The sequence below is a fragment of the Vibrio sp. 1727 genome (assembly GCF_033344415.1).
In the GTDB taxonomy this organism is placed as follows: domain Bacteria; phylum Pseudomonadota; class Gammaproteobacteria; order Enterobacterales; family Vibrionaceae; genus Vibrio; species Vibrio alginolyticus.
Genome location: NZ_JAWPOT010000021.1, coordinates 12,896 through 37,265, shown reverse-complemented (window position 1 = coordinate 37,265; position 24,370 = coordinate 12,896). Strand labels below are relative to the sequence as shown.

The 24,370-nt window shown below is 45.1% G+C and carries 23 protein-coding genes; 5 read left to right on the top strand and 18 right to left on the bottom strand.

Features of this window, described 5'->3' with window-relative positions:
• Position 1 precedes the first annotated feature (1 nt).
• The 3 genes from R8O10_RS18700 to htpX form a co-directional block, all read right to left on the bottom strand.
• Positions 2-727 (bottom strand): SDR family oxidoreductase, encoded by a 726-nt coding sequence (locus R8O10_RS18700; RefSeq protein ID WP_005378209.1) that lies wholly within the window; start codon positions 725-727, stop codon positions 2-4.
• A complete protein-coding gene (locus R8O10_RS18695; protein WP_005378211.1) occupies positions 724-1,143 on the bottom strand; it encodes a nuclear transport factor 2 family protein in 420 nt (139 codons plus the stop codon). Before R8O10_RS18695 ends, R8O10_RS18700 begins: the two co-directional genes overlap by 4 nt.
• 209 nt (positions 1,144-1,352) lie before the next feature.
• Positions 1,353-2,222 (bottom strand): protease HtpX, encoded by an 870-nt coding sequence (gene htpX / locus R8O10_RS18690; protein WP_005388085.1) that lies wholly within the window; start codon positions 2,220-2,222, stop codon positions 1,353-1,355.
• A 509-nt stretch (positions 2,223-2,731) separates the two neighbouring features.
• Here htpX and R8O10_RS18685 point away from each other — a divergent pair.
• Positions 2,732-2,899 carry a hypothetical protein gene (locus tag R8O10_RS18685; protein WP_005378215.1) on the top strand — a complete coding sequence of 56 codons (168 nt, stop codon included), beginning with the start codon at positions 2,732-2,734 and terminating at the stop codon, positions 2,897-2,899.
• An 81-nt stretch (positions 2,900-2,980) separates the two neighbouring features.
• Here the strand turns inward: R8O10_RS18685 and bioD are convergent, their stop codons facing one another.
• The 4 genes from bioD to bioB are packed head-to-tail and all read right to left on the bottom strand — an operon-like array spanning position 2,981 to position 6,660.
• Positions 2,981-3,667: a dethiobiotin synthase gene (gene bioD / locus R8O10_RS18680; protein ID WP_005378217.1), complete on the bottom strand. Its 687-nt coding sequence runs from the start codon at positions 3,665-3,667 to the stop codon at positions 2,981-2,983.
• Positions 3,664-4,470, bottom strand: coding sequence for a malonyl-ACP O-methyltransferase BioC (gene bioC / locus R8O10_RS18675; protein ID WP_318191642.1), 807 nt, complete (start codon positions 4,468-4,470; stop codon positions 3,664-3,666). The genes bioD and bioC overlap by 4 nt, the downstream gene beginning before the upstream one ends.
• Positions 4,470-5,621, bottom strand: a complete 1,152-nt coding sequence (bioF, locus tag R8O10_RS18670; RefSeq protein WP_318191641.1) for an 8-amino-7-oxononanoate synthase — start codon at positions 5,619-5,621, stop codon at positions 4,470-4,472. The genes bioC and bioF overlap by 1 nt, the downstream gene beginning before the upstream one ends.
• A complete protein-coding gene (gene bioB, locus R8O10_RS18665) occupies positions 5,608-6,660 on the bottom strand; it encodes a biotin synthase BioB (protein ID WP_086369529.1) in 1,053 nt (350 codons plus the stop codon). The genes bioF and bioB overlap by 14 nt, the downstream gene beginning before the upstream one ends.
• Before the next feature lie 130 nt (positions 6,661-6,790).
• Between bioB and bioA the strand changes: the two genes are divergently transcribed.
• On the top strand, positions 6,791-8,071 hold the full coding sequence (bioA, locus tag R8O10_RS18660) for an adenosylmethionine--8-amino-7-oxononanoate transaminase (protein ID WP_318191640.1): 1,281 nt from the start codon (positions 6,791-6,793) through the stop codon (positions 8,069-8,071).
• A gap of 69 nt (positions 8,072-8,140) precedes the next feature.
• Here the strand turns inward: bioA and R8O10_RS18655 are convergent, their stop codons facing one another.
• The 8 genes from R8O10_RS18655 to lrp form a co-directional block, all read right to left on the bottom strand.
• Positions 8,141-8,407, bottom strand: coding sequence for a DksA/TraR family C4-type zinc finger protein (locus tag R8O10_RS18655; RefSeq protein ID WP_005437185.1), 267 nt, complete (start codon positions 8,405-8,407; stop codon positions 8,141-8,143).
• A 137-nt stretch (positions 8,408-8,544) separates the two neighbouring features.
• Complete coding sequence (locus tag R8O10_RS18650) at positions 8,545-8,985, bottom strand: hypothetical protein (RefSeq protein WP_318191639.1); 441 nt, start codon at positions 8,983-8,985, stop codon at positions 8,545-8,547.
• Positions 8,979-9,710 carry an ATPase gene (locus tag R8O10_RS18645; RefSeq protein ID WP_318191638.1) on the bottom strand — a complete coding sequence of 244 codons (732 nt, stop codon included), beginning with the start codon at positions 9,708-9,710 and terminating at the stop codon, positions 8,979-8,981. The genes R8O10_RS18650 and R8O10_RS18645 overlap by 7 nt, the downstream gene beginning before the upstream one ends.
• Positions 9,711-9,916: 206 nt before the next feature.
• Entirely contained in the window at positions 9,917-11,224 is a 1,308-nt protein-coding gene (gene serS / locus R8O10_RS18640) for a serine--tRNA ligase (RefSeq protein WP_005437179.1), read from the bottom strand.
• Positions 11,225-11,315: 91 nt separating this feature from the next.
• Entirely contained in the window at positions 11,316-12,671 is a 1,356-nt protein-coding gene (locus R8O10_RS18635) for a replication-associated recombination protein A (RefSeq protein WP_318191637.1), read from the bottom strand.
• Positions 12,672-13,298 carry an outer membrane lipoprotein chaperone LolA gene (gene lolA, locus R8O10_RS18630; protein ID WP_009705737.1) on the bottom strand — a complete coding sequence of 209 codons (627 nt, stop codon included), beginning with the start codon at positions 13,296-13,298 and terminating at the stop codon, positions 12,672-12,674.
• Positions 13,299-13,359: 61 nt separating this feature from the next.
• A complete protein-coding gene (locus R8O10_RS18625; RefSeq protein WP_318191636.1) occupies positions 13,360-16,407 on the bottom strand; it encodes a DNA translocase FtsK 4TM domain-containing protein in 3,048 nt (1,015 codons plus the stop codon).
• A 152-nt stretch (positions 16,408-16,559) separates the two neighbouring features.
• Entirely contained in the window at positions 16,560-17,054 is a 495-nt protein-coding gene (lrp, locus tag R8O10_RS18620) for a leucine-responsive transcriptional regulator Lrp (protein ID WP_005378234.1), read from the bottom strand.
• Positions 17,055-17,210: 156 nt separating this feature from the next.
• Here lrp and ald point away from each other — a divergent pair, with 156 nt between their 5' ends.
• Entirely contained in the window at positions 17,211-18,335 is a 1,125-nt protein-coding gene (ald, locus tag R8O10_RS18615) for an alanine dehydrogenase (protein WP_005378241.1), read from the top strand.
• A 93-nt stretch (positions 18,336-18,428) separates the two neighbouring features.
• Here the strand turns inward: ald and R8O10_RS18610 are convergent, their stop codons facing one another.
• Both R8O10_RS18610 and cysB read right to left on the bottom strand, forming a co-directional pair.
• Complete coding sequence (locus R8O10_RS18610) at positions 18,429-19,625, bottom strand: methyltransferase (RefSeq protein ID WP_318191635.1); 1,197 nt, start codon at positions 19,623-19,625, stop codon at positions 18,429-18,431.
• Between the two features lie 54 nt (positions 19,626-19,679).
• Positions 19,680-20,654 carry an HTH-type transcriptional regulator CysB gene (gene cysB / locus R8O10_RS18605; RefSeq protein ID WP_005388967.1) on the bottom strand — a complete coding sequence of 325 codons (975 nt, stop codon included), beginning with the start codon at positions 20,652-20,654 and terminating at the stop codon, positions 19,680-19,682.
• Between the two features lie 313 nt (positions 20,655-20,967).
• Between cysB and R8O10_RS18600 the strand changes: the two genes are divergently transcribed.
• Positions 20,968-21,732: a hypothetical protein gene (locus R8O10_RS18600; RefSeq protein WP_005378247.1), complete on the top strand. Its 765-nt coding sequence runs from the start codon at positions 20,968-20,970 to the stop codon at positions 21,730-21,732.
• A 97-nt stretch (positions 21,733-21,829) separates the two neighbouring features.
• Positions 21,830-22,600 (top strand): tRNA isopentenyl-2-thiomethyl-A-37 hydroxylase MiaE, encoded by a 771-nt coding sequence (gene miaE, locus R8O10_RS18595; protein ID WP_005388968.1) that lies wholly within the window; start codon positions 21,830-21,832, stop codon positions 22,598-22,600.
• A 125-nt stretch (positions 22,601-22,725) separates the two neighbouring features.
• Here the strand turns inward: miaE and R8O10_RS18590 are convergent, their stop codons facing one another.
• A complete protein-coding gene (locus tag R8O10_RS18590) occupies positions 22,726-24,354 on the bottom strand; it encodes a methyl-accepting chemotaxis protein (protein ID WP_285399642.1) in 1,629 nt (542 codons plus the stop codon).
• Between the last annotated feature and the right edge of the window lie 16 nt (positions 24,355-24,370).

Below are 24,370 nucleotides of genomic sequence, written 5' to 3'. Positions count from 1 at the left end.
CTTATGATACGAGTTTAGCAGTTAGGCGAGCTTGCCAACTGTATGGAAGTAACGAGATAAAACGTAAAATACTGGTAAATCTCGCTGGGAAATAGATATAGGTCTTGTTGGCGGCTAACTGCTTCCTGATAGAGTCCGACGCTTGCTGAGTAGAAATGATCATTGGCATTTCGAAGTCGTTTTTGTCAGTCAACGGCGTTTCAACAAAACCAGGAAACACCGTTACCACATTGATCCCTTTCTTTTTCAAGTCGACGGCGAGCGTGCGTGCAAAATAACTGACTGCCGCTTTGGATGCGCCGTAAGCTTCAGCACGAGGCAGTGCCACTTCTGATGCGATAGAGCCAACAATAACAATGCGGTGCCCTCTCTCTAAATGCACTTGGCAGCCTTCAACGCAGTTGGCAACACCGACAACATTTACGTTCATCACACGCGCCATGAGTTTCGCGTCGACCACTCCCTCATCCATGTACTCACAATCGCCTGCGTTAAAAACCCATGTGTTTGGCGTAAAGGGCAAATTAGAGAGAGCCTGCTGAGTTTCCTCATAATTTGTCACATCAAACTGCAATGTATGAATTTTGGAGGAAACTGCCTCCAGTTCTGCAAGAACATCTTGATTCCGACCACAAGCAATCACATTCCATTCTGAGTTCGCGTAATCTAGGGCAAGCTGTCTTCCTATTCCGGAGGTGGCGCCTGTGATTAAGATGGTGTTGTTCATTGTCCTAACCTCTGCTTGATGGTTTTAACGACTGAACCAAGTAACGGTAAATGCTCATAGAGCATCTCTCCGAGATCAAAATAGTCTCGGTGATAAATGACCTGACCTTCGCTAAATTTGAGGTGCGAAACACCATTGACGAGAATAGGCGCACCCTTCTGAAGTTTGGGATGCTGAAGGTCCATTGTCCAAGTTAGGAAGCCTGTATCTCCGACTTGTTGATGCTCATGGATTACAAAATCACAACTGATGACGTTGGCATATAATGAGGTGAAATAATCCGAAAGTGCTGGCCATCCTTCTAAACGATGCGCTGCGTCCTCAAATACTACATCTTGGTGATATATATCCTTAAGTAGATGTAAGTTCGCTTTGTTGAGCTTTTGATAGATATTGCCAACAGACTGTATGTCCATTTTTTACTCCTACACGCCCATTAAGTTGTACAAAATTATTATATGTACAAGATAGTTCATTCCACCAAAGTTGTACAAAAATAATTTTGTATAACTTTATTTCTGTAAGTAGTACGTGATGAAGTTCGCACGCGATCAATCGGCGAAAAAAAAGGCTTGGTCAAAACCAAGCCTTTTCAGCAGATTAACAATTATTTAAGTAGGAACAATTAGTATTGCTGGCCTCGCAACGCTGCAATACGTTTATCTAGCGGAGGGTGGCTCATTAGTAGCTCAGTCAGCGACTGCTTGCCGTTGATACCAAATGCCATCATGGTGCCATCCAGTTGAGATTCATGACTCACCTTCAAACGCTCTAGAGCCGCAATCATTTTTTCTTTGCCAACGAGGCGCGCTGCACCTGCGTCCGCGTGGAATTCGCGATGACGGCTGTACCACATAGTCAAGAAGCTAGCTAGGAAACCAAATACCAGTTCAAGCACCATGGATACGCCAAAGTAAACCATCATATTTGTACCTTGGCCTTCTTCATCATCGTTCGACGCCACGATATTGGCAATAAAGCGTGATAGGAAGATAACAAACGTGTTCACGACACCTTGCATCAACGTCATCGTGACCATATCACCATTTGCAATATGGCTCACTTCGTGTGCAAGTACTGCCTCTGCCTCATCACGAGTCATATTGTGTAAAAGACCAGTAGAAACTGCGACAAGAGAGTCATCTCGTTTTGCACCTGTCGCAAATGCATTGATATCTGGTGAATCATAAATAGCCACCGTTGGCATACCAATACCCACTTGTTGAGCTTGACGACCCACAGTTTCGACTAACCAATGCTCCGTTTCGTTGCGCGGGCTTTCAATGACCATACCACCAACCGAGCGTAGCGCCATACCCTTTGACATCATCAACGAAATAAATGCGCCACCAAAACCAAATACAGCAGCCATTACAAGTAAACCTGACAGACTGCCTGGTTGCATTCCAGTTACAGCGTAAACAATATTCAGAACAACACTAAGCACTAGCACGACAGCTAGGTTAGTTGCTAGGAATAACATAATTCGCTTCATTACTTTTCTCCGAGGAAGCTTATCGTTTTTTTAAAACGGATTGTTATAAGGAACAAATGGTAATCGCTATAAAAGCCAATTCCGTTGATTTTCATGTTCCGTGCGTTATAGATATAGTCTATCTGCGATAAAAACAAGGTTAAGCAATAAATTGCAACATTTGTTTTCGGGACTGAAATATTTGATTCAAGCGATTTCAAAACATGCTTTGGTAGGAGCTGGAACCTCCGTTCATATACATTTATCAAAATGATAAAATAAGCTCTGAGCTACCCATCATCTATTGATAGATGATCTTGGTGTTAAATCTATCACCTCTTAGCAACTTAGCTAGAAATTTTTTAATAGACCAAAAACAGTACGTTAGCTCTGCTATAGACTTTGGTCTTATTGTGCGGCCACATGGACATGCTAAATTCGAATGAGATGAACAAAACAGAGCCACTCTAAGTACATTGTAAAAAGTGCATTGGGTGAGTTCAAAAACTCCATGTATTGAGGGAAAAACCATGGTAGAAACTAACGACTATCAAATGGCTATTGATTTACTACGTTGTCACCTAGGCATCTCAGAGGACGAGGCAAAGCAACAACTTGGTATTTCAACCGATCATCATATGTCTCAGCGTGTTGCAGAAACACAACAAGCATTGATGGGGCTCAGCCAAGATAAGTAATCTGACTTTTTAGGTTACACCAACAAGAAAGGGCTGCATTGCGCAGCCCTTTGGGTTTTTAGTCTTTTATCCTAAACACCATTAGTCAGTGTTTAGCAACGGCTCTACATTAATGTACTTGCCTAGCTCTTTGCGTTTAGCACTTGGAATATATGGAATTTCCCCAAGCTTAGGTGCATCGATACGTGCTTCTAGCATCTCGATAATGTCAGCGTAGTGCTCTGTGCCAGGGTTGACGCGGTTTGCCACCCAGCCAACAAGATTCAAACCATCCGCTTTAATACTCTCCGCTGTGAGTAAAGCGTGGCTCAAACAGCCTAATTTAATGCCAACCACCAGTACAACAGGTAACTGCTCTTCTTTTACCCATGTAGATAAACAGTCCGTATCGGATACTGGCACACGCCAGCCTCCAGCACCTTCAACGAGAACAACATCGGCTTGCTGCTTATGTTGAGCCAGTTTTTGACTCAGAACATCGTAACTTATTTCGACATGTTCATGCTTCGCTGCAATGTGGGGAGAAGCAGGCAACTCTAAAGCGTATGGGTTCACATCATCATAGGCCACATCGAGTGTTGCGGCGTCTTGTAAGTGTAAAGCATCAGAGTTACGCCATCCGGCTTCAGTCTTGTCACTCCCTGCTGCCACTGGCTTATAACCAATAGTGTTTAGTCCTTTTGCAGCGATCGCTTGCAAAATGGCTTTAGACGCTACCGTCTTTCCAACATCAGTATCCGTACCAGCAATAAAAAAAGCATCAATCATAGATGTATTACTCCAAAACAAACCTGATAACTTGCAGGTAGAAGACCTTGATCGTTTTTAAACGCTTGGTACGCATGCTCAACTTTTAACAAAGTCTCGCGACTAGTTAAACCGTGTGAGCGCCCGCTTACGTGATTTGCACCTATACCTTTGAGGTCACGCATAACTGAAAATGCAGAGTCATACCAAACTGTGATGGTGGTCAAGTCTAGTTGATGGCTGTCACATCGAGATTGCGCTAACGCAATTTTTACCTGATTGAGCGTTAGAAAGTTATTGACGTGTTGATATGCATCAATTTTTTCCCATGATGCACGCAGCTCATACAGTGATCCATCAACCAGTGTAGAGAACCACGCTTTCCCACCATTTTTTAGCACGCGGCGCACTTCTTTTAGTGGGTAACTTAAATCTGTACACCATTGCAGCGCTAAACTTGAAAACACGTAATCGAAGCTATCATCGTCAAATGGTAAGTTTTCAGCATCAGCAACTTGGTAATGCATTCGTACTGCACCACAACGCTGCTCTGCTTTATCTAACATGGCTTGAGAGATATCGCCGCAGACTACTTCCGCACCGCGTTGTTGAAATAGTTGGGAGAAATAACCCGTGCCACAACCTAAATCCAATATACGTTTTCCCGTCAAATTTTCAGGAAGTTTATCAAGCAAGCGATGTCCAACATCACGCTGAAAAGCTGCGTGTTTGTCGTACGTTTCTGCTGCTTTACCAAACGAAGAGGCAATCGCTTCTTTGTCTTGGTAAAAGCTCTCCAATGTCATATTTTCTGCATTATCCATTACAGCGCTCCTAATGCTTGCTTCAATGCCATTGAAAGCGTTTTAACTTGTTCGTTGGTGTGATTGGCAGTGAGTGTGATTCGAAGGCGAGACGTCCCTTTAGGCACCGTCGGTGGTCGAATAGCGGTAACCCAAATGCCGTTTTGGCGACAAGCGCTCGCAACCTGCAAAGCCAGTTCAGATTCACCAATAACAAACGGCTTAATCGAAGTTTGAGTCTCAACAAAGCCCTCCAGATCGCTGAGGCAGCCTCGATACACTTCACTAAGCTCTGAAAGCTTTTCACGTCGCCAAGACTGCTCTTGAACGATAGAAACCGCATGCGTCAGCGCATAGGCTTGTGCCGGAGGCATCGCTGTGGAATACACATGGTGACGAGCAAACTGAGTCAAAAAGTCTCCCGTTGCGTGGTCACATAAAATAGCCGCGCCAGACATACCAAACGCCTTGCCGAAAGTAACGATCAGTATCTCAGGTTTAACGGTTGCCAACTCGCAAGAACCACCACCGGATTGACCAAGAACGCCAATACCATGAGCATCATCGACAGCAAACCAAGCATCATGACTGCGAGTGACTTCAGCTATATCGCTAAGCGGCGCACAATCACCGTCCATGCTGAACACCCCTTCAGTCACAACTAGATGGTTGTCTTCGCTATTAATCAGCGACTTTAGGTGCTCGATGTCATTGTGTTTGAAGCGCTTCATCTTAGCCGGTGACAAGATCCCCGCTTCCATCAGTGAGGCATGGTTCAAACGGTCTTGAATGAGTACGTCTGATTTTTCTAACAAGGTGAACAACAAGGCTTGATTAGCACTGAATCCAGAACCAAACAGAATTGCTCTGTCGTAACCCAGCCATTCGGTCAGCGCGGCTTCTAAATTGCTGTGCGCGGCACTAAAACCAGTCACCATCGGTGATGCTCCACTGCCACTACCATATACGCTTAAACCTTGCTGCCAAGCCCGAACAAGTGCTTGATCATTGGCTAATCCCAAATAATCATTACTTGAGAAATTAATGTAGCGTCTACCTTCGTGTTCCAAAACGGACTGGTTACCGGCAAACACCACATTCATAGAACGATTCAACCCTTGCGTTTTACGCTCAGCAAGGGCGGACTCGATACGAGATTTAAACGCTGGCATCGTAGAAAAGGTCGTCTTTTGTTGGACGAGCAGCAACACGCTCTACGACGCGATCGAGTAACTCATTTTCTTCGATTTCATCAGGTTTTTGAGACACCTCTTGGCTGTTAATGCCGAGCTTATTGAACAACATCATGTCTTTGTCTTCAGAAGGGTTTGGCGTGGTCAGCAGTTTGCAGCCATAGAAGACGGAGTTTGCACCCGCCATAAAACACAGCGCTTGCATTTGTTCGTTCATGTTTTCACGGCCAGCGGATAAACGAACGGCTGATTGAGGCATCATAATTCGTGCAATCGCAATCAGGCGAATGAAATCGAATGGCTCAACATCATCCACTTCTTCCAGTGGTGTGCCCTTCACCTTCACAAGCATATTGATTGGAACGCTTTCAGGGTGTACCGGTAAGTTAGCCAATTCAACCAACAAACCTGCTCGGTCGTTAGCACTTTCACCCATACCGATAATGCCACCGGAACAGATCTTCATGCCAGCATCACGAACGTGAGACAAAGTATCTAAACGGTCTTGGTAAGTACGTGTGGTAATAATGTTGCCGTAGAACTCAGGTGAGGTATCTAGGTTGTGGTTGTAGTAATCCAGACCTGCGGTTGCCAATTGCTTTGCTTGATCTGGCGTCAGCATGCCTAATGTCATACACGTTTCTAAACCCATGTCCTTCACGCCTTTGATCATGTCGGTCAAATGCGGCATGTCACGCTCTTTCGGGTTTTTCCATGCGGCGCCCATACAGAATCGAGTAGAACCAGCATTTTTGGCTTTTTGTGCAGCATCGAGTACGCGTTCTACTTCCATCAGACGCTCTTTCTCGATGTCTGTGGTGTAACGAGCACTCTGAGGACAGTACTTACAATCTTCTGGACAAGCACCTGTCTTAATCGACAGAAGCGTGCTTACTTGAACATGGTTGGTTTGTTGATATTGACGATGTACAAGCTGCGCTTCGAATAGGAGATCCATGAATGGTTTTTCCATGAGATCGCGCACTTCAGCATGCGTCCAGTTATGACGAACTTCCACGTGTATTCCTTTAGTCACTTTTGTTGTTGTGTTGACAGTCTAACGAGTCTCGATAAACTGTCAACACAACACAAAAGAACAAAGTTTACACCTGTTTATTTTTTAACCTTAATTACTATTGGAATCGCACATGGATCTCGCCTTCGACCGCCAGCATATCTGGCATCCTTACACTTCTACATTGACACCTCTGACCTGCTACCCAGTGGCATCGGCAAATGGTGTGCACATTAAATTGGAAGACGGTACTGAGCTGGTCGATGGCATGTCTTCTTGGTGGTCGACGATCCACGGCTATAACCATCCGCACTTAAATCAAGCCGCTCACCAGCAAATCGATCAGGTCTCTCACGTGATGTTTGGCGGGATTACCCACCAGCCAGCAATCAGTTTGTGTAAGAAGTTGCTATCCCTAGCACCAAGTAATCTTGAACATGTATTCCTTGCCGATTCAGGCTCTGTTGCCGTAGAAGTCAGCTTAAAAATGGCACTGCAATATTGGCATGCAAAAGGCGAACGCCGACCGAAGTTTCTTACTTTGCGACACGGTTATCACGGCGATACGTTTGCAGCCATGTCGGTTACCGATCCTGATAACTCAATGCACTCTCTCTACAAAGGCTTTTTGCCTGAGCATATCTTTGCGGAGTCACCAACTTGTGGTTATTGGGATGAATGGAAGCCAGAAGACCTTACCGACTTCGAGCACAAGATTGAGACTCACCATAAAGAACTTGCTGCGGTGATCCTTGAGCCTATCGTTCAAGGCGCAGGTGGCATGCGTATCTACCATCCAGAATTTCTCAAAGGCGTGCGTAGACTTTGCGACAAATACGATCTGTTATTGATTGCAGATGAGATCGCTACCGGTTTTGGACGCACAGGTAAATTGTTTGCCTGCGAACATGCAGATATTCAACCAGACATTCTGTGTGTCGGGAAAGCACTTACTGGCGGCTACATGACCCTCTCTGCGACCCTCGCGAGCAAACACGTAGCAGACACTGTTTGTGGTGGTGATGCTGGTTGTTTTATGCACGGTCCAACCTTTATGGGTAACCCACTTGCCTGTGCCGTAGCTACTGCAAGTTTGGAATTGATCGAGCAAGGTAACTGGCAACAGCAAACCCAACAAATTGAAACGCTGTTTTCTGAGTTACTACCAAAACTTGAAGAATACGACTTGGTGAAAAACACCCGTTGGTTGGGTGCTATTGGCGTAGTGGAGACGCTTCGCCCTGTGAATATGGAAACCATCCAAGCCTTGTTTGTTGAACACGGAGTGTGGATTCGTCCATTTGGCAAACTGATTTATATGATGCCGCCGTTCATCAGCAAGCCAGAAGATATTGAGAAGCTAGTTAACGCGATTGATGCAGCGTTGCAACGTAAAGACTGCTTCGCTTCATAGTTCAATTCAATACGAAAACGGTTTGAGTATGAGACTCAAACCGTCTCGTTATTTATTAGAGCAGTAAAGCTATCGAAGTTGGCTGTCTTTACTCGCTCGTCGATTGAACAATGCTTGGCGTTGAGATACCAATTCGATTGTTGACTGACATTCGATACACAAACGAACGCCTTTCATTGCAAGACGACGCGCTTCTGGGATCTCATCACCACACTCATCGCAGTAATGGGCGCTCTCACCCTTTGTGATACTGCCACGAACACGGGAAATCTCGTCGTCTATTGTGTTTTGAATTTGTTGGCTGACGCTATCGTCGTTTGCCCACCCTACGGCCATAAGCCCTCCTCGTTACTTGAATGAGAAAATCTACTTACCGTGGTAAGGTGGATGATTATATCGATTACAAATAACAAGATAATTAGGGTAAATTCGAAAACACTATTACGTTTTGGTAATAATTACTCTGTAATCGATTATTCGGCGCTCTCATGGAAAAGCAATGCAAGGTTACTCATACTGCCTTCCTCGCATTCAAAATACTGCGTTTGCTCAGGCTCTCTCAAAGTAACACTGAGTATCTTCTCTACCTCATCAAACTCCTCGCTAAAGTACTCACTGACTAATATGACGCGCTCACCAATACTAAATTCCAGTGACTTTTCATCTACCAACGCTCGATGGTAATGTTTGATACGATAATCTTGAGATTTAATGCGCAGTAAAACTGGGCTTTGATTCACAATGAACTTATTGAAGATAAGACCACCTTTGCCTTGCTCTATCGAAATACTAAAATTCATAGTTTGGTTTACTGAACATTCAAAGACTTTTCTGGGCGAGGTGCTAGCAACGGCAAACGTGCTCATCATGGCAACACTTAACCCCCAAGTGGCCACCAGTCGTTTCATTACCATTCAGCCAACACTTTAAATAGCGCTTGTTCAGACATACGGGTTAATACATAGCCGTGTGAAGAAGAATGCGAGCCACTGAGTACACTATTCTCTTTCTCAATAACGATATCCTCGATGCCGTCAGCGTTGTAATCACCTTTTGCTACAATCGTAATGACTTGAAAGCCATCGGTCGCGTCGAAGTACTCTGCTCTCACTTCACTGGAGACATGAGTTCTTTGAATATGGTCTGCTTCATCCCACGTTGATAGTGTCTTTGCTTTCTCAGCACTTTCGTTAGAAATAACAAAAGCAAGCGCACTTGGAGCCAAACTAGGAAAGCTATCATCTAACTTAAATTTCGATATATATGAGCGCTTAGAGGCGGTTAACTTTGCCATCTCACTCCATGTTTGGCACTGAGTTAAATACGCCTTATACGCGCCGTATTCATACGCTTTAGCAGCAGTAAAGCCCGCAGAGCTTGCAGTCGCTAAGTCTTTGCAATTAAACACCGATTCCGTGTCACCAGACGCACTTGCCAACTCAAGCCCGTATCCCCAGTCGAGTGAATTACGCAGCTGCATATTTTCTTTGGAAGGTTGCGCTACTTGGCGTGCAAAAAAGCGGTCGGTTCGCTCACTATCTAAGTATTGAGGCTGGATAAATTTACTTGCGATAGCACTCTCACTAACAAGTAAGGTAAGCGCAAAAGTTACGAGAAATGAAAGGGGATTTACTGGCATAACGTTTAACAACAAGGGCAAATGAAGCTATTAGCTTGTCACGTGAGAAACTGCTTAGAAAAATATCATTTGTCTCGTACTGCCAGATTCTGGGCGAGCTCTTCACTATTGCGTGTGCTAATTACATAACAACGTATTTTCGCTCGACGCAGATAACAAAAAACCCAGCGCAAAGGCTGGGTTTTGGTGTTCTAGTGGTTAATGAATTAACCGATGTGCGTTGCGCCTGCCATGTACTTCTGAAGTACTGTAGGGATTGCAATGCGGCCGTCTGCTTCTTGGTTGTTTTCTAGGATAGCAACCATTGTACGACCTACAGCAAGACCAGAACCGTTTAACGTGTGTACAAGCTCAGGTTTCTTCTCGCCTTTACGACGGAAACGCGCTTGCATACGACGAGCTTGGAAATCCCACATGTTAGAACATGAAGAAATTTCACGGTAAGTTTCTTGAGCAGGAACCCAAACTTCTAGGTCGTAAGTCTTACGAGCACCAAAGCCCATGTCACCTGTACATAGAACCACTTTACGGTAAGGAAGCTCTAGAAGTTGTAGAACTTTCTCAGCGTGACCTGTTAGCTCTTCTAGTGCGTTCATTGAATCTTCTGGCTTAGTGATTTGTACTAGCTCAACTTTGTCGAACTGGTGCATACGAATCAGACCACGAGTATCACGACCGTAAGAACCTGCTTCTGAACGGAAACATGGCGTGTGAGCTGTCATCTTAATTGGTAGATCCGCTTCGTCAGAAATTGTGTCACGAACTAGGTTCGTTACAGGCACTTCTGCAGTAGGGATTAGAGACAGTTTACGTGGCTCTTCGTCGTTTACTTTTTCTACTAGCGGCTCAGTGTGGAAAAGGTCTTTACCGAACTTAGGAAGCTGACCAGTACCGAATAGGCTATCAGAGTTTACTAGGTAAGGTACGTACATTTCTGTGTAGCCGTGCTCTTCAGTGTGAAGATCTAGCATGAACTGAGCGATTGCACGATGTAGGCGAGCGAATTGGCCTTTCATCACGATGAAACGTGCGCCAGTGATCTTAACAGCACTTGCGAAGTCTAGACCGTCACCCATTTCGCCTAGGTCAACGTGATCTTTCAGTTCGAAGTCGTAAGACTTTGGCTCACCCCAACGAGAGATTTCAACGTTGTCGTTTTCATCTTTGCCATCTGGCACTTCGTCTGCTGGGATGTTTGGTACAGAAAGCGTGAATTCGTCTAGTTGAGCCATTACTTGCTCAAGTTCAACTTTCTTCGCATCAAGATCGCTACCTAGAGTACCGATTTGTTTCTTGATTTCTTCTGCGCCTTCTTTGTCGCCAGCCGCCATTTTTTGGCCGATCTGCTTGGAGATGGAGTTACGCGTGGATTGTAAATTTTCTACTTCTACTTGAATGGACTTACGTTGTTCTTCAAGTTTACGAATAGTATCTACGTCTAGCTTAAAGCCACGACGCGCCAGTTTAGCAGCTGTTTCATCCAGCTCTGTACGAAGTAATTTAGAATCCAGCATTGTTAATCCTATGCTTTTTGTTGTGAAATCACGCGCACTTTCCAAGCGTACGCGTTAAAAAAATTTACTGAACAAATGTATCCAAAAACGCCTACTTTTCATAGCGCTTTTGTGGGCTATTTGCGTCTAAAGTAGCCAAGTAATCTAACTTTTCGCCGATTTTGGTCTCTAGACCACGATTTGTCGGCTGATAGTACCTACGATCGCCCATTTCAGGTGGCAAATATTGCTCACCCGCAGCGTAAGCGCCAGGCTCATCGTGAGCATAACGATACTCTGCACCGTAACCCATGTCTTTCATCAAACTGGTTGGTGCATTTCGAAGGTGATGCGGCACTTCATATTCAGGTAAGTTATGAGCGTCTGTGAGCGCTTGTTTCCATGCCACGTAAACAGCATTACTTTTCGGCGCACACGCCAAGTACACGATCGCCTGTGCAATCGCACGTTCACCTTCTGCTGGACCAACTCGGGTAAAGCAATCCCAAGCAGACAGTGCCACTTGCATTGCGCGAGGGTCAGCATTACCTACATCTTCAGAAGCGATCGCCAATAAGCGTCGAGCAATATACAAAGGGTCACAACCCGCGGCAATCATACGCGCAGACCAATACAGCGCAGCATCTGGGTTTGAGCCACGAATTGATTTGTGAACCGCAGAGATTAAGTCGTACCAAATGTCACCTTTGTTATCGAAGCGAGAGACCTTCTCCCCTGCTACTTCCGCAAGCAACTTAAGCGTGATCTCTTTTTCACCTTGCGCATTGTCTTCTGCCATGTCGTAAAGCAGCTCAAGATAATTGAGAGACATACGAGCATCACCGTTTACCAGTTCTGCTAGGCGGTCTAATACGTTGTCAGCGAAGTGTGCTGGCGTATTACCCAGCCCACGTTCTTTATCGCTAATGGCTTGGTTTAACGCCAACGAGATTTCTTCTTTGTCGAGAGACGTTAGCTTGTACACACGTGCACGTGACAGTAATGCGTTGTTTAGCTCAAACGATGGGTTTTCTGTCGTCGCTCCAATAAAGGTAACCGTGCCATCTTCAATATGCGGCAAAAACGCGTCTTGCTGAGATTTGTTGAAGCGATGCACCTCATCCACAAACAAGATGGTGCGGCGACCCGCCATTTTGTTCTCACGTGCTTTATCGATTGCTGCACGGATTTCTTTCACACCAGACGTTACGGCAGACACGCGCTCTACTTCAGCATTGGCATAGTTTGCAGCCACTTCCGCTAATGTCGTTTTGCCTGTGCCTGGTGGTCCCCAAAGGATCATCGAGTGAATGTGACCCGCCTCTAGCGCACGGCGCAGTGGCTTACCGGGACCTAAAATGTGTTGCTGTCCGATGTATTGTTCGATCGTTTCCGGTCTCATACGAGCAGCAAGGGGACGAAAATCTTCGTCCCCCGAGAAATCTAATGTGTAATTACTCACTACCAATTAATTCCTTTGGTCATCCACTTCCACACCTTTTGGAATTGTGAATGTGAATCTGTCTGCTTTTGGTTTACCCAGCTTCACGTTATTAAAGGTGAACAAACCTTTCTGACCGTCTTGTTCAACCACATTGAAGCCTTTCACCACACCTTTAGCATCAATATTAATCTGGAATTGACCTTGTGTGGAGTCTACTGCAGTGGGAATGAGGATGAACTCATCACCTTTTTGGGAAATCTTGTAGTTATCCCAGTCACTTGCGCGATTACGCGTTAGCAAAACAAATGGCGTTTGCTCTGTTGCCTGCTCTTGCCAGTAGATACTCACTTGCTCGATGAATGGGCTGTAGTACCACAATGTTTTACCGTCAGAAACCAGTAGGTTTTCATCTGGGAATGTCGTGCTCCAACGGAACAGGCTTGGACGAGCGATCTCAACCGTGCCTTCTCCTTCCATCACCGTTTCGCCTTCTGGGCTGATAACTTGCTGAGAGAAATCCGCACTGAAGCCATCATTCATAGAAAGGCGTTTGTTTAGTTCATCTTTGGGAGACGCGGCGTGTGCAGTAGAGAAGAGAGAAAAGCTTAAAACAAGCGCAGAGAAAAGTTTCGCTGAAAATAGTTTTTTCATTCAGATACCTATTGTTAGAACCACTCACCTCAGTTGGACTGAGGTGAGTAACACAAGTTCATTAATCTTTTGGTGGCGCAGGAGCCAGTACTTCACGGTTACCGTTATGGCCCGGAGCACTTACGATGCCTTGCGCTTCAAGCTGCTCAACAATACGAGCCGCTCGGTTATAGCCAATCTTGAATCGACGCTGTACACCAGAAACCGAACCACGACGCGATTGCACTACGTGCTCTACGACTTGATCGAACAGTGGATCCACTTCTTCATCCGATTCCATCTGTTCACCCGGAAGCAGACTTTCTGGGCCTTGGTCACCACTGATGATCTCATCGATGTAGTTTGGCTTACCACGTGCTTTCCAGTTGTTCACAACCGCGTGAACATCATCATCCGATGCAAACGCACCGTGAACACGGGTCGTATGGCTTGAACCTGGTGGTAAGTAAAGCATGTCACCCATACCCAATAGCGATTCTGCACCGCCTTGGTCAAGAATAGTACGTGAGTCGGTCTTAGTTGATACGGTAAACGCCACACGTGTTGGGATGTTCGCTTTAATCAGACCGGTAATAACGTCAACCGATGGACGCTGTGTCGCAAGGATCAAGTGAATACCTGCCGCACGCGCTTTTTGCGCCAAGCGAGCAATCAGTTCTTCAACCTTCTTACCTACCACCATCATTAGGTCGGCAAATTCATCGACAACCACAACGATGTATGGCAGTTTCTCTAGCAACGGCGGCTCAGTGTCCATGCTGTCGCCTTCTTGCCAGAATGGGTCGTGAATTGGGTGACCGGCATCTGCTGCCATCTTCAACTTCTCGTTAAAGCCTTTCACGTTACGTACGCCCAATGCAGACATCAGTTTGTAACGACGTTCCATCTCGCCCACACACCAACGTAGTGCGTTAGACGCGTCTTTCATATCTGTTACTACTTCAGAAAGTAGATGAGGAATACCTTCGTAGATTGAAAGCTCCAACATTTTCGGGTCGATCATGATGAAACGCAGATCTTCTGGCGATGCTTTGTAAAGCATACTCAAGATCATCACGTTCACACCTACTGACTTACCAGAACCAGTTGTACCTGCTACCAGTACGTGAGGCATTTTCGCGATATCTGCAATCACCGCTTCACCCGCGATATCTTGACCAAGAACAACGGTCGTTGGTGACGTTGCTTGTTCAAACTGAGGGCTACTGATTACATCAGACAAGAATACTGTCTGGCGGCTCATGTTAGGCAGCTCTAGACCCACATAAGGTTTGCCCGGAATCACTTCTACAACACGTACCGCCATTGCAGACAACGCACGTGCCAAGTCCATAGACAAGCCAGAAATGCGGCTTACTTTCACGCCCGGCGCCAAATCAAGCTCGAATCGAGTGATAACAGGGCCTGGGTAAATGCCGACTACGTCTGCTTTGATCTTGTAATCCGCAAGTTTGGTTTCAACTAAACGAGCCACCTCTTCCAGAGCATCACGGTCGATAAAGTTATCGCGCTTCTCTGGGTGGTAAAGCAATTCTAGTGTTGGTAATGGCTCTTCTGGTACTGGCAAGTTTTGCTCTTGCTGTACCAAGAATGGGTTCTGCTGAGCAGCCACTTTCGCTTGAGCATTCGATACCAAGTTTTGGAATGCAGCCACATCTTGATCGCCGTCTTGAACCTCTTCTACCTCGACTTCTTGAGGTGCAGGTTCAAATGTTGTTGAAGGTGTTGCTGCTTGCTGATGAGGCGTTGTTGGCTGTACTTGCTGTGCAGGCTGAGACTCCACTTCGTCTTCATCATCTAACACATCAAAGTCAGAGATCGTAGGCTCAATATGTTGGCTCGACTCTGTTTGAGCCGTGATGCTATCTAATACAGCAGAATCAATTGCAGGCTCTTCATGTACAGGATGCTCAATACTTGGCTGCTGTACTTGCTCTGCTTCAAATTGTTCGTACTCCGCATAATCTGGTTCAACACTGATCGGTTCTTCTGTAGCTGTATGTGGCTCTACATAGGAAGAGTAAGTGTCTGCAAATGATGGGGCTGCCTGTTCTTCAGTTCCCCAGTCATCTGCTTGTTGCGCCGCTGCTTCAAGCTCTTCTATCGTAACATTCAGTTGCTTGGTGCGTTCCAAGAGCGGATCAACGTTATCCGTGTTAACCGTATGGATAGGTTGTGTTTGAGGCTCAGGTTCAGCATAAACTGGCGCAGCATTAACCGTAGCCTTGCGTTGTGGTGGCGTCGGTTCTACCATCGCCTGTTCCGCAGGCTTATCAGGTTTAGCTTGCGGCATATAAATAGGATACTCATGCGCTGGCGCCGACTCTTTCGGTTCATCGACATCGTACGCCGTTAAATGAGGAAGCGGCTCATCATCAATTTCATGGTCTACATTATGTTTAGGCGTAGAGACTTTATCTTCTACAAACTCATCAAGCTGAGGTTCTAAAACTTCCTGCTCTGAACCTCTTGCCTTATTTGCAAGCGCGGCGATTAGTGCTAATGCACGATCACCAAGCCATTCCACGATGTTAAGCCATGAGATGCCAGTGAAGAGCGTAAAGCCCGCTCCCCACAAGAACAGCAGTACCAATGTGGTACCGAGTACATTTAATGTAGGTAAAGCGAGGCTAGACAACACATCCCCGACCACACCTCCGGATGAAAAATACCAAATGTCATCAAAATTAATATCGGCAAGACCGCAACTGGTCATAATAAGGACGACAAGACCGAGCAGCCTTGTACCCCATAGCATGAAATCAATGGGCTCATCTTCTCCTCGTTTACGGCAAATCACCCATGCAGCAGCCGCTAGCAAGAAAGGGATTGGGTAAGCGAGAGAGCCAAATGTGAAGAATAGAGTATCGGCTAGCCAAGCGCCGAAAAGGCCACCAGCATTATCGATATCCCCTCCCCATGCGGTTTGGGACCAAGAAGGATCGGCCGGACTGAAGGTAAATAGTGCAACCGCAAGCAATACCGAGCTAAGAACGCCAACGATAAAGCAGCACTCTTTTAAGCGTTGGAAGCCATTTAAGCGTGAAGACTGGGGCTCTTCACTGGTTTTGATAATGGTTTCGACTTTCTTTGCGTTCTCTTTGAACATAAATCAACTTGAATATGGAAATGAAATAGGAAATTGCAAAACATTCCGAGCGGCATCAAGCCGCTCGGTAAATTGATTTAACCATATCAAGGAGAAAAACCCAATTACTCTCTGGCGAAAGCGGAAGCATATACCGCTTTCTTTGCAAGAAATTAACGAGTTTTGATCACAAGCTGGTTAGATTGTTTCACTTCTTCCATAACAACGTATGTGCGAGTGTCATTTACGCCAGGTAGACGTAGTAACGTATCGCCCAATAGTCGGCGGTAAGCACCCATATCTGATACACGGGTTTTAAGAAGATAGTCAAAGTCACCTGAAACAAGATGACACTCTTGTATGTCGTCTAGCTTTTGAACAGCTGAGTTAAACTGCTCAAACACATCCGGCGCACCACGGTTTAGCGTAATCTCAACGAATACTAATAGTGATGCATCCAGGAACTGCGGATTCAATAATGCAGTATACCCTGTGATATAACCCTGACGCTCTAAGCGACGTACACGCTCCAAACATGGCGTTGGAGAAAGTCCCACACGTTTTGAAAGCTCAACGTTTGAAATACGACCGTCTTTCTGCAGCTCATTAAGAATGTTGCGGTCGATACGGTCTAGTTCCTTGGACGGCTTTTTATAGTTGTCTGCCATTTTTTATTCCACCTTATTACTTCCTTGCAAAAAAATATACTACAACTTTTTAATATTTGGTGCCAAATTTTACAAATCTATAACTATACTAGTTATTAATTCGACAATAACACCCTACTAACAGTTAATACAACCATTATAGAAAGAGGATACAGGATGATCATTGGCGTACCTAAGGAAATCAAGAATCACGAATATCGTGTTGGTATGATCCCAGCTAGCGTGAGAGAACTCATCTCACATGGTCACCAAGTTTTAGTTGAGACCAATGCAGGTGCCGGCATTGGTTTTTCAGACGATGATTACATCGCTGTCGGCGCATCCATTCTCCCTCATGCTGCTGACGTATTTGCGCAAGCAGACATGATTGTAAAAGTAAAAGAACCCCAAGCAGTAGAGAGAGCAATGCTCCGCGAAGGGCAAATTTTATTTACTTATTTACACCTAGCACCAGATTTTCCACAAACTGATGAGCTAATCAAGAGCAAAGCTGTCTGTATAGCCTATGAGACTGTAACAGATAATATGGGTCGTTTGCCACTGTTAGCACCAATGTCAGAAGTGGCAGGTCGGATGTCTATCCAAGCTGGTGCGCAAACGTTGGAAAAATCGCATGGCGGTCGTGGTCTACTCCTAGGCGGCGTACCTGGTGTTGAACCTGCAAAAGTCGTTATCGTTGGTGGTGGCGTTGTTGGTGCAAACGCCGCTCGTATGGCGGTTGGCCTTCGCGCTGACGTCACTATTCTAGACCGTAACGTAGACACACTTCGTAAGCTTGACGAAGAATTCCAAGGTCGCGCAAAAGTGGTTTATTCTACTGAAGACGCTATCGAGAAGCATGTTCTAGAAGCGGACCTTGTTATCGGTGCCGTTCTAATTCCTGGCGCAGCAGCACCTAAACTGGTCACTAAAGAGCATATTGCTAAGATGAAGCCTGGTGCGGCAGTGGTTGACGTGGCAATTGACCAAGGCGGTTGTTTCGAAACTTCACACGCGACAACTCACGCAGATCCAACTTACATCGTTGATGAAGTGGTTCACTACTGTGTAGCAAATATGCCTGGCGCAGTTGCTCGCACTTCAACATTTGCACTCAACAACGCTACACTTCCATACATCGTGAAGTTAGCAAATAAAGGCTACCGCGAAGCACTTCTAGAAGATAAAGGCTTCCTTGAAGGTCTAAACGTTATTCACGGAAAAGTAACGTGTAAAGAAGTAGCAGAAAGCTTTGACTTGGAATACGTTGAACCAACTCAAGCTATTGCTATGTTCAATTAATGACAAAATAAAACACAACTTGTCACGTTTTGTTTACAAAAGCCCACTCATAAGTGGGCTTTTTCATATAGAGCGTTTGGCTATAAAGAATAACTAAACCTTATATGCACAAATTAAAATATTTCTAGGCGTGACCGATTTAGGGCAAAACTCTGACAATCTAACACGGTAACCACGTTCTTCAAGATAAAGCACTTTGTCTAATGCGAGCCAGATCTCCAACGGACGTTGAAAAACAAGTTGCACTAAGCTCATTCTCTCCATTTGCCAGAAGCGTTGTTCGCTTAACTTTTCAAAATGAGAGAAATCGATTTCTTGAGGAAGAACAATGCCTTTTTGCTCCGCTGCCCAGCGACATAAGGCTTCAAAACCATCACTTAATTGCGACTTACGGATACTCGGCACAGGCTGATACTCTGCCATTCCCAAAGCTTGTCGCGTGATCAAATCAAACCCAAGACGAAACATCATTTCCTGCTGACGATGACGACGCACGCGCTCTCCTCCCGTCACCGTTTGTTGTAATGGGATACGCAGTTCTTGCTTAGACAATGAGAGAGAAGAAGCCCTGCCCGATTCCGACATCGGCTGGTATTGTTCCGACTGAATCAAGTGGTAACAACAAGGTGATATGGTCATCGCAGCAACCCCATTTTCACTGCCGTACTGCATTAGACGAACGTGAAGGTCACCGCATGCATGCAGTGCTACTGCGTGTTGCGTTGGCTTAAACACGGCTTTCGCTTTGCTATCAAACGCGTCGCCTTGAATAAACGTCATCTTCCAATGATGTTCATTGGCTGCTTGTTGCCCCGAATCGCACAGTGCTTGTTGGTATTCAAAGCTGGTTACAGGCTGATCGGTTTGCGTTGTCAGGATTCGCCCCAAGTAACCTTTACCTGAGCACCATTCTAGCCATTCTTCGCCACAGTGTTGTTGAATTGCAGCTTCACCCATCGAGCTAATTTGCTCCAACTTACGTCCCGGAATACCGTTATCTAAACCACGAGCGAGTTCCAAGCCGTTTAACGACAAAAGCTCTAAATGAGTCGGTTCTGCGAGTTGTTCAAGCTCAGGCAAAAACGGACTAAGTGCTTTTAACGCGAGTTCTGGTGCTGCTTTGTATTCTTCGATTTGAGAGGGAGTAAGAGACGCTAGCCATTGGCACAGTCGAGGATGTTGCTCCTGCCAAGGTAATGATGTGTGAATGCTGCTTTTAAAAGGCTCGAATCGCCACAAAGATTGGTTTTCGATTAAGCAGTCATTAATAAATTGAAATTGCGTTTTCATAGCTCCCCCCTACAACGAGCGCATTGTAGAGGGAATCGAAACATCAATGAAGTGTTATCTCACCGGAAGCTCGATGTCTTTAAACATCTCTTCGATTTCTGCATTAGACTTCAACGAAATCGCCTGCTCAACCACTGGACGCGTTAAGTGCGGTGCAAAACGCTCCATAAAATCGAACATGTAAGAGCGTAAGAATGTACCACGGCGGAAGCCGATGCTCGTGGTGCTCGCGCCAAACAAATGGCTCGCATCTATTGCAACCAAGTCACCGTCCTGCTCTTCATCCACAGCCATGCTTGCAATCACACCCACACCAATACCCATACGAACGTAAGTTTTAATGACGTCTGCATCAGTTGCCGTGAACACCACTCGCGGGGTTAAACCTTCGCGGTTGAATGCTGTATCCAGCTCTGAACGGCCAGTAAAACCGAACACGTAAGTGACTAATGGGTAAGCGGCAAGATCACTGATCGTTACTTTGTCTTTCTTCGCTAGTGGGTGGTCTTTAGGCACAACTATTGAACGATTCCAGTGATAACAAGGCAGCATGATGGCATCTTGATATAAGTGAAGCGCTTCTGTCGCAATCGCAAAATTCGCTGTGCCTTTAGCTATCGCCTCAGACATTTGTGACGGTGTACCTTGGTGCATGTGTAACGACACTTTTGGATAACGAGAAGTAAAACCTTTGATGACATCTGGCAGTGCATAACGAGCCTGCGTATGTGTCGTGGTGATATTCAGCGTCCCCATTTCTGGATGGGTGTGCTCTCCAGCCACCGCTTTGATACTTTCTACACGAGCGAGAATTTCTTGAGAGATACGTACAATTTCTTCTCCAGCTGGCGTCACTTGCGTTAAGTGCTTACCGCTACGTTCAAAAATCTGAATGCCTAACTCGTCTTCCAGCAACCGAACCTGTTTACTGATACCTGGCTGAGAGGTATATAAGCTTTCCGCCGTTGCAGATACATTCAGATTATGGTTTACAACCTCAACAATATACTTCAGCTGCTGCAGTTTCATCGTAATCCCTTACTTATTCATGAGAGAGTTTATTGGCCACTCAAGCGAGCGATATAATAATTAGTTATAACGCGTTCAAATCGAAATGAACAGCAATTTCTAACTTATACCTCAATCACATACTAATAATCTTCAAGCAAGAAACAATATGCACAAAGTTGAGCCAATAAATGACCGAAGTTCTATGATGTGACTTCTATCAGTAACTAAAACGTGGGAGAGACAAAATAATCAAACAAATAAGGTGCCGAGTAAGATAAGATTCATGTATTCTTTAACGCTAGCCGCAGAAAAGTAAAGCAGACGCAAAGATATGAATATTGGTTTAATAATCGCTTTGGTAGCCATCCTACTGGTGTTAATCCTAGGCTATAACATTATGTTGCAATATAAGGTTAAAGTTGAAACCGCAAAAAGGCAGGAATCAGCACGATATGTAGCCTTGATAGATGGTACTGAAGAGTTGATTGGTCATGCGCACCATATCCCTTTTAGTAAAGAGCTGTTGCTGTGTCTAAACAATCGTATTCTTGACGCGCTAGAGAGCATGCATGAGCTGGATCCGAAGAACAAGCAACTTGCTCAACGTATCGAAAATATGAAGCAGCAGATTACGCAGCTAAAAGAGAATGGCCCTACAGGCGAGAGTACCACTTTCAAGATGCCGAGTAGTGATAAACAAGCTATCGTCATGCTTAAGCTGGTTAAACGACTTCGCGACACTATCCGTAACGAGCACAACAAAGGCCGATTGGATACCCAGACCTACGTCACCGAAAATGCGCGCTTGGAAACGATGCAAATTCGCATCAACATTGAAAATGTCATCAAAAGAGCAAACGACTCTATCGCTCGTGGCCAACCAGGCACCGCGCTTCAACTGCTGCGTAAAGGTATCGATGCTTTGAGCACTAAGAGCGATCCTTATTCTATTCAAGCGAAACAAAAGCTTGAAGAGATGTTAGGTGACTTAGATAAAAAGCGCCAAGATAAAAGCGATGCCGAAATGCAGCAGATTGCTGACAAAGAGCGTGACAATGACATGGAAGCTCTCTTCGGCGAGAAGAAAAAGTGGTAACATTCACTTCAGGTCAAAAAAGGCTGCAATTGCAGCCTTTTTTCTATCCGCAAGACAACGGATATGCCCAATAAAAATGTGAAGTACTAAAACTAAAATGATGAATCTAGACGCCTATCAAGATCTTCTTGCTCCCATTAACCAATTTCTGCAATGCAGTACACCTGATGAATGGGTAGAGGAAGCAAAGAAACCAGAGAACCTTCAAACCATTTTGTTAGACCACCTACTGTGCGAACTAAAAGCTGGCCAATCTGCCATGTTTTTAATTCGTAAGTATGCCGTTGACCAATCCAGTTCACATGCTCTACTTGACTGGTTTAAGCCCTACGAAGATTTTGCTTACCGTAACGTAGGCTCATTGGAAACTTTAAAAGGCAAGAGCAATATTTCTAAGTCAATCATGGCTAAGTCCGACTCACCATACAGCCAAGATTTGATCGATAAGATGGTGCTTTTGATAAAAGAGGAGTTACACCACTTTTATCAAGTTTTAGAGATCATGGAAAGTCGTGGAATTGAGTATAAAAATATTCCAGCAAGTCGTTATGCTAAAGGACTGATTTCGCATATGAAGACTCATGAGCCGGAAACGCTGATCGATAAACTCATCATTGGTGCGTACATCGAAGCCCGATCTTGTGAGCGTTTTGCCAAACTAGCACCACATATGGATGACGATATCGCAAAGTTCTACATTTCTTTATTACGTTCAGAAGCACGCCATTACCAGGATTATCTTGTATTAGCGGAGCAAATCGCAGGCAAAGATATCAGCGAGCGCATCGCCTACTTTGGACGTATAGAGGCAGATTTAATTTCTACGCCAGATACAGATTTTAAGTTTCACAGTGGTATTCCAGCCTAGCGAGCATATTCTCCCAAGGTTGAGCATACTCTCAACTTATATAGACAGAGAATAAATAAGCCGGACATTTCGTCCGGCTTATTTATTGTAGCAATGAGGTTAGGAATAAAGCTGAAACATAACAACTAGAGCTGGAATGAACCCATTCGAGTTTTCAAGTTGTGCGCTAGGCTACTAATCTGCTGACAAGCCACAGCCGTTTGTGAAGCTCCCTCAGCCATCTCTGTTGAAGCACTATTAATATGCTCCACACTGCGATTCAGCTCTTCGGATACAGAATTCTGCTCACTGCACGCCGTTGCGATTTGTGTGCTCATTTGCGCTATGTTATCGACAGAATGTTCAATTTCTTTTATCTGGCTATCGGCATCATTAACTTGCTCAACACACTGAGAAATACCCTCCTGACAATCACGGCTTGAATGCCCTATTTTACTGCTGCTCTCTTGTAGCTGATTAACAATTTCCACAATTTGTGAAGTGGAGTCTTGAGTGCGTTGCGCCAGAGAACGAACCTCATCTGCCACAACAGCAAACCCACGCCCTTGTTCACCAGCCCGAGCGGCTTCAATTGCGGCGTTCAGTGCTAACAAGTTTGTTTGCTCGGCAATCCCGCGGATCACATCGACGACCACATTGATATTGTTTGAGCTCGATTCAAGCTCACGTGCCAGTTCATCTGATTCTTGGATCGTATGTGATACACGCTCAATTACTGCGATAGTTTGTTGTAACGTCGCCGTTCCTTGCTTTGCCACTTCCGCAGCCGAATAAGCAGAGGTTGCGCCAACTTCGGTATTTTGTGCCACTTCACTTACAGCAGCTTGCATCTCTGTCATCGCAGAAGCCACCGAGCTAAGTTCAATTTGTTGATTTTGCATACCAGAGGCGGTCTGAGAAGAAATAGCACTCACTTCCTCTACTGCTGCCGTTAGCTGAATCGTTGAGTCATTAATCTCAGAAACCAACGAATGTAAGTTTGTTTGCATACCGACAAGCTCTTTGAGCAGCGTTCCTAACTCGTCTTTGCTCAATTCGCTTTCGTCGATTTGATTATTCAATTGACCCTTGGCGATTTTGGAAGCGAATTCCAATGCTCGATCAACAGGCCCGCAGATGACTCGAGAAAGCAGCATGGCAGACATTACCATGACCAATGCGACGACAAGCGCACCAACAGCAGCGCTGTATTGTGTAAATGCCGCTTCACTTTGTACTTCTTCGCCAATCAAATTCACCAACTCATCGTTCAACGCGAGGGTATCATCCAAGCTGCTCAACGCTTTTGAGTAGGTATCGAAACTTGATAAAATTACATCATTTGCACTTTCAGCATCGCCTTGGCTTAGCAATACGTTGTAAGTCTTCGTTTCTTTGATGTATTGATTCCAAGTTTCTTTAAAAACGCTAAAGGACTGCGTTTCACGCTTATTAAGGTCGAGCTTTTCGTATTCTGCAATACCAGCCTGCACATCAGAACGCCATTGGTCGAGGCCTTTTAACCACTCACCAATTTTGGGGTGATTTGCGTTTGGCAATAAAGAGAACTCATCTTTACGCACTTTAGTAATATCAACTTGGATACCTTTCAAAATCGCAACAGAAGGTAAACTTTTATCTGTTAACACTGAGATGTCTTTATTCAGTGTTAACAAACCTTGCACCAACATTACTGACACTAAACCAAACACGGCAAAAACGGTTAAATAACTAACCGATATTTTCTTTACGACACTTAAGTCTCTAATACGCATGCACTTTCTCCCCGCA

Bases quoted from the DNA above. Each gene is read 5' to 3' on its own strand.
- R8O10_RS18590 (WP_285399642.1), bottom strand. From the start codon at position 24,354: ATGCGTATTAGAGACTTAAGTGTCGTAAAGAAAATATCGGTTAGTTAT.
- R8O10_RS18695 (WP_005378211.1), bottom strand. From the start codon at position 1,143: ATGGACATACAGTCTGTTGGCAATATCTATCAAAAGCTCAACAAAGCG.
- cysB (WP_005388967.1), bottom strand. From the start codon at position 20,654: ATGAAACTGCAGCAGCTGAAGTATATTGTTGAGGTTGTAAACCATAAT.
- R8O10_RS18650 (WP_318191639.1), bottom strand. From the start codon at position 8,985: ATGGTAATGAAACGACTGGTGGCCACTTGGGGGTTAAGTGTTGCCATG.
- lolA (WP_009705737.1), bottom strand. From the start codon at position 13,298: ATGAAAAAACTATTTTCAGCGAAACTTTTCTCTGCGCTTGTTTTAAGC.
- htpX (WP_005388085.1), bottom strand. From the start codon at position 2,222: ATGAAGCGAATTATGTTATTCCTAGCAACTAACCTAGCTGTCGTGCTA.
- bioC (WP_318191642.1), bottom strand. From the start codon at position 4,470: ATGGATAATGCAGAAAATATGACATTGGAGAGCTTTTACCAAGACAAA.
- bioA (WP_318191640.1), top strand. From the start codon at position 6,791: ATGGATCTCGCCTTCGACCGCCAGCATATCTGGCATCCTTACACTTCT.
- R8O10_RS18600 (WP_005378247.1), top strand. From the start codon at position 20,968: ATGAATATTGGTTTAATAATCGCTTTGGTAGCCATCCTACTGGTGTTA.
- R8O10_RS18645 (WP_318191638.1), bottom strand. From the start codon at position 9,710: ATGCCAGTAAATCCCCTTTCATTTCTCGTAACTTTTGCGCTTACCTTA.
- lrp (WP_005378234.1), bottom strand. From the start codon at position 17,054: ATGGCAGACAACTATAAAAAGCCGTCCAAGGAACTAGACCGTATCGAC.
- ald (WP_005378241.1), top strand. From the start codon at position 17,211: ATGATCATTGGCGTACCTAAGGAAATCAAGAATCACGAATATCGTGTT.
- bioF (WP_318191641.1), bottom strand. From the start codon at position 5,621: ATGCCAGCGTTTAAATCTCGTATCGAGTCCGCCCTTGCTGAGCGTAAA.
- R8O10_RS18610 (WP_318191635.1), bottom strand. From the start codon at position 19,625: ATGAAAACGCAATTTCAATTTATTAATGACTGCTTAATCGAAAACCAA.
- R8O10_RS18685 (WP_005378215.1), top strand. From the start codon at position 2,732: ATGGTAGAAACTAACGACTATCAAATGGCTATTGATTTACTACGTTGT.
- R8O10_RS18655 (WP_005437185.1), bottom strand. From the start codon at position 8,407: ATGGCCGTAGGGTGGGCAAACGACGATAGCGTCAGCCAACAAATTCAA.
- serS (WP_005437179.1), bottom strand. From the start codon at position 11,224: ATGCTGGATTCTAAATTACTTCGTACAGAGCTGGATGAAACAGCTGCT.
- R8O10_RS18700 (WP_005378209.1), bottom strand. From the start codon at position 727: ATGAACAACACCATCTTAATCACAGGCGCCACCTCCGGAATAGGAAGA.
- bioD (WP_005378217.1), bottom strand. From the start codon at position 3,667: ATGATTGATGCTTTTTTTATTGCTGGTACGGATACTGATGTTGGAAAG.
- miaE (WP_005388968.1), top strand. From the start codon at position 21,830: ATGATGAATCTAGACGCCTATCAAGATCTTCTTGCTCCCATTAACCAA.
- R8O10_RS18625 (WP_318191636.1), bottom strand. From the start codon at position 16,407: ATGTTCAAAGAGAACGCAAAGAAAGTCGAAACCATTATCAAAACCAGT.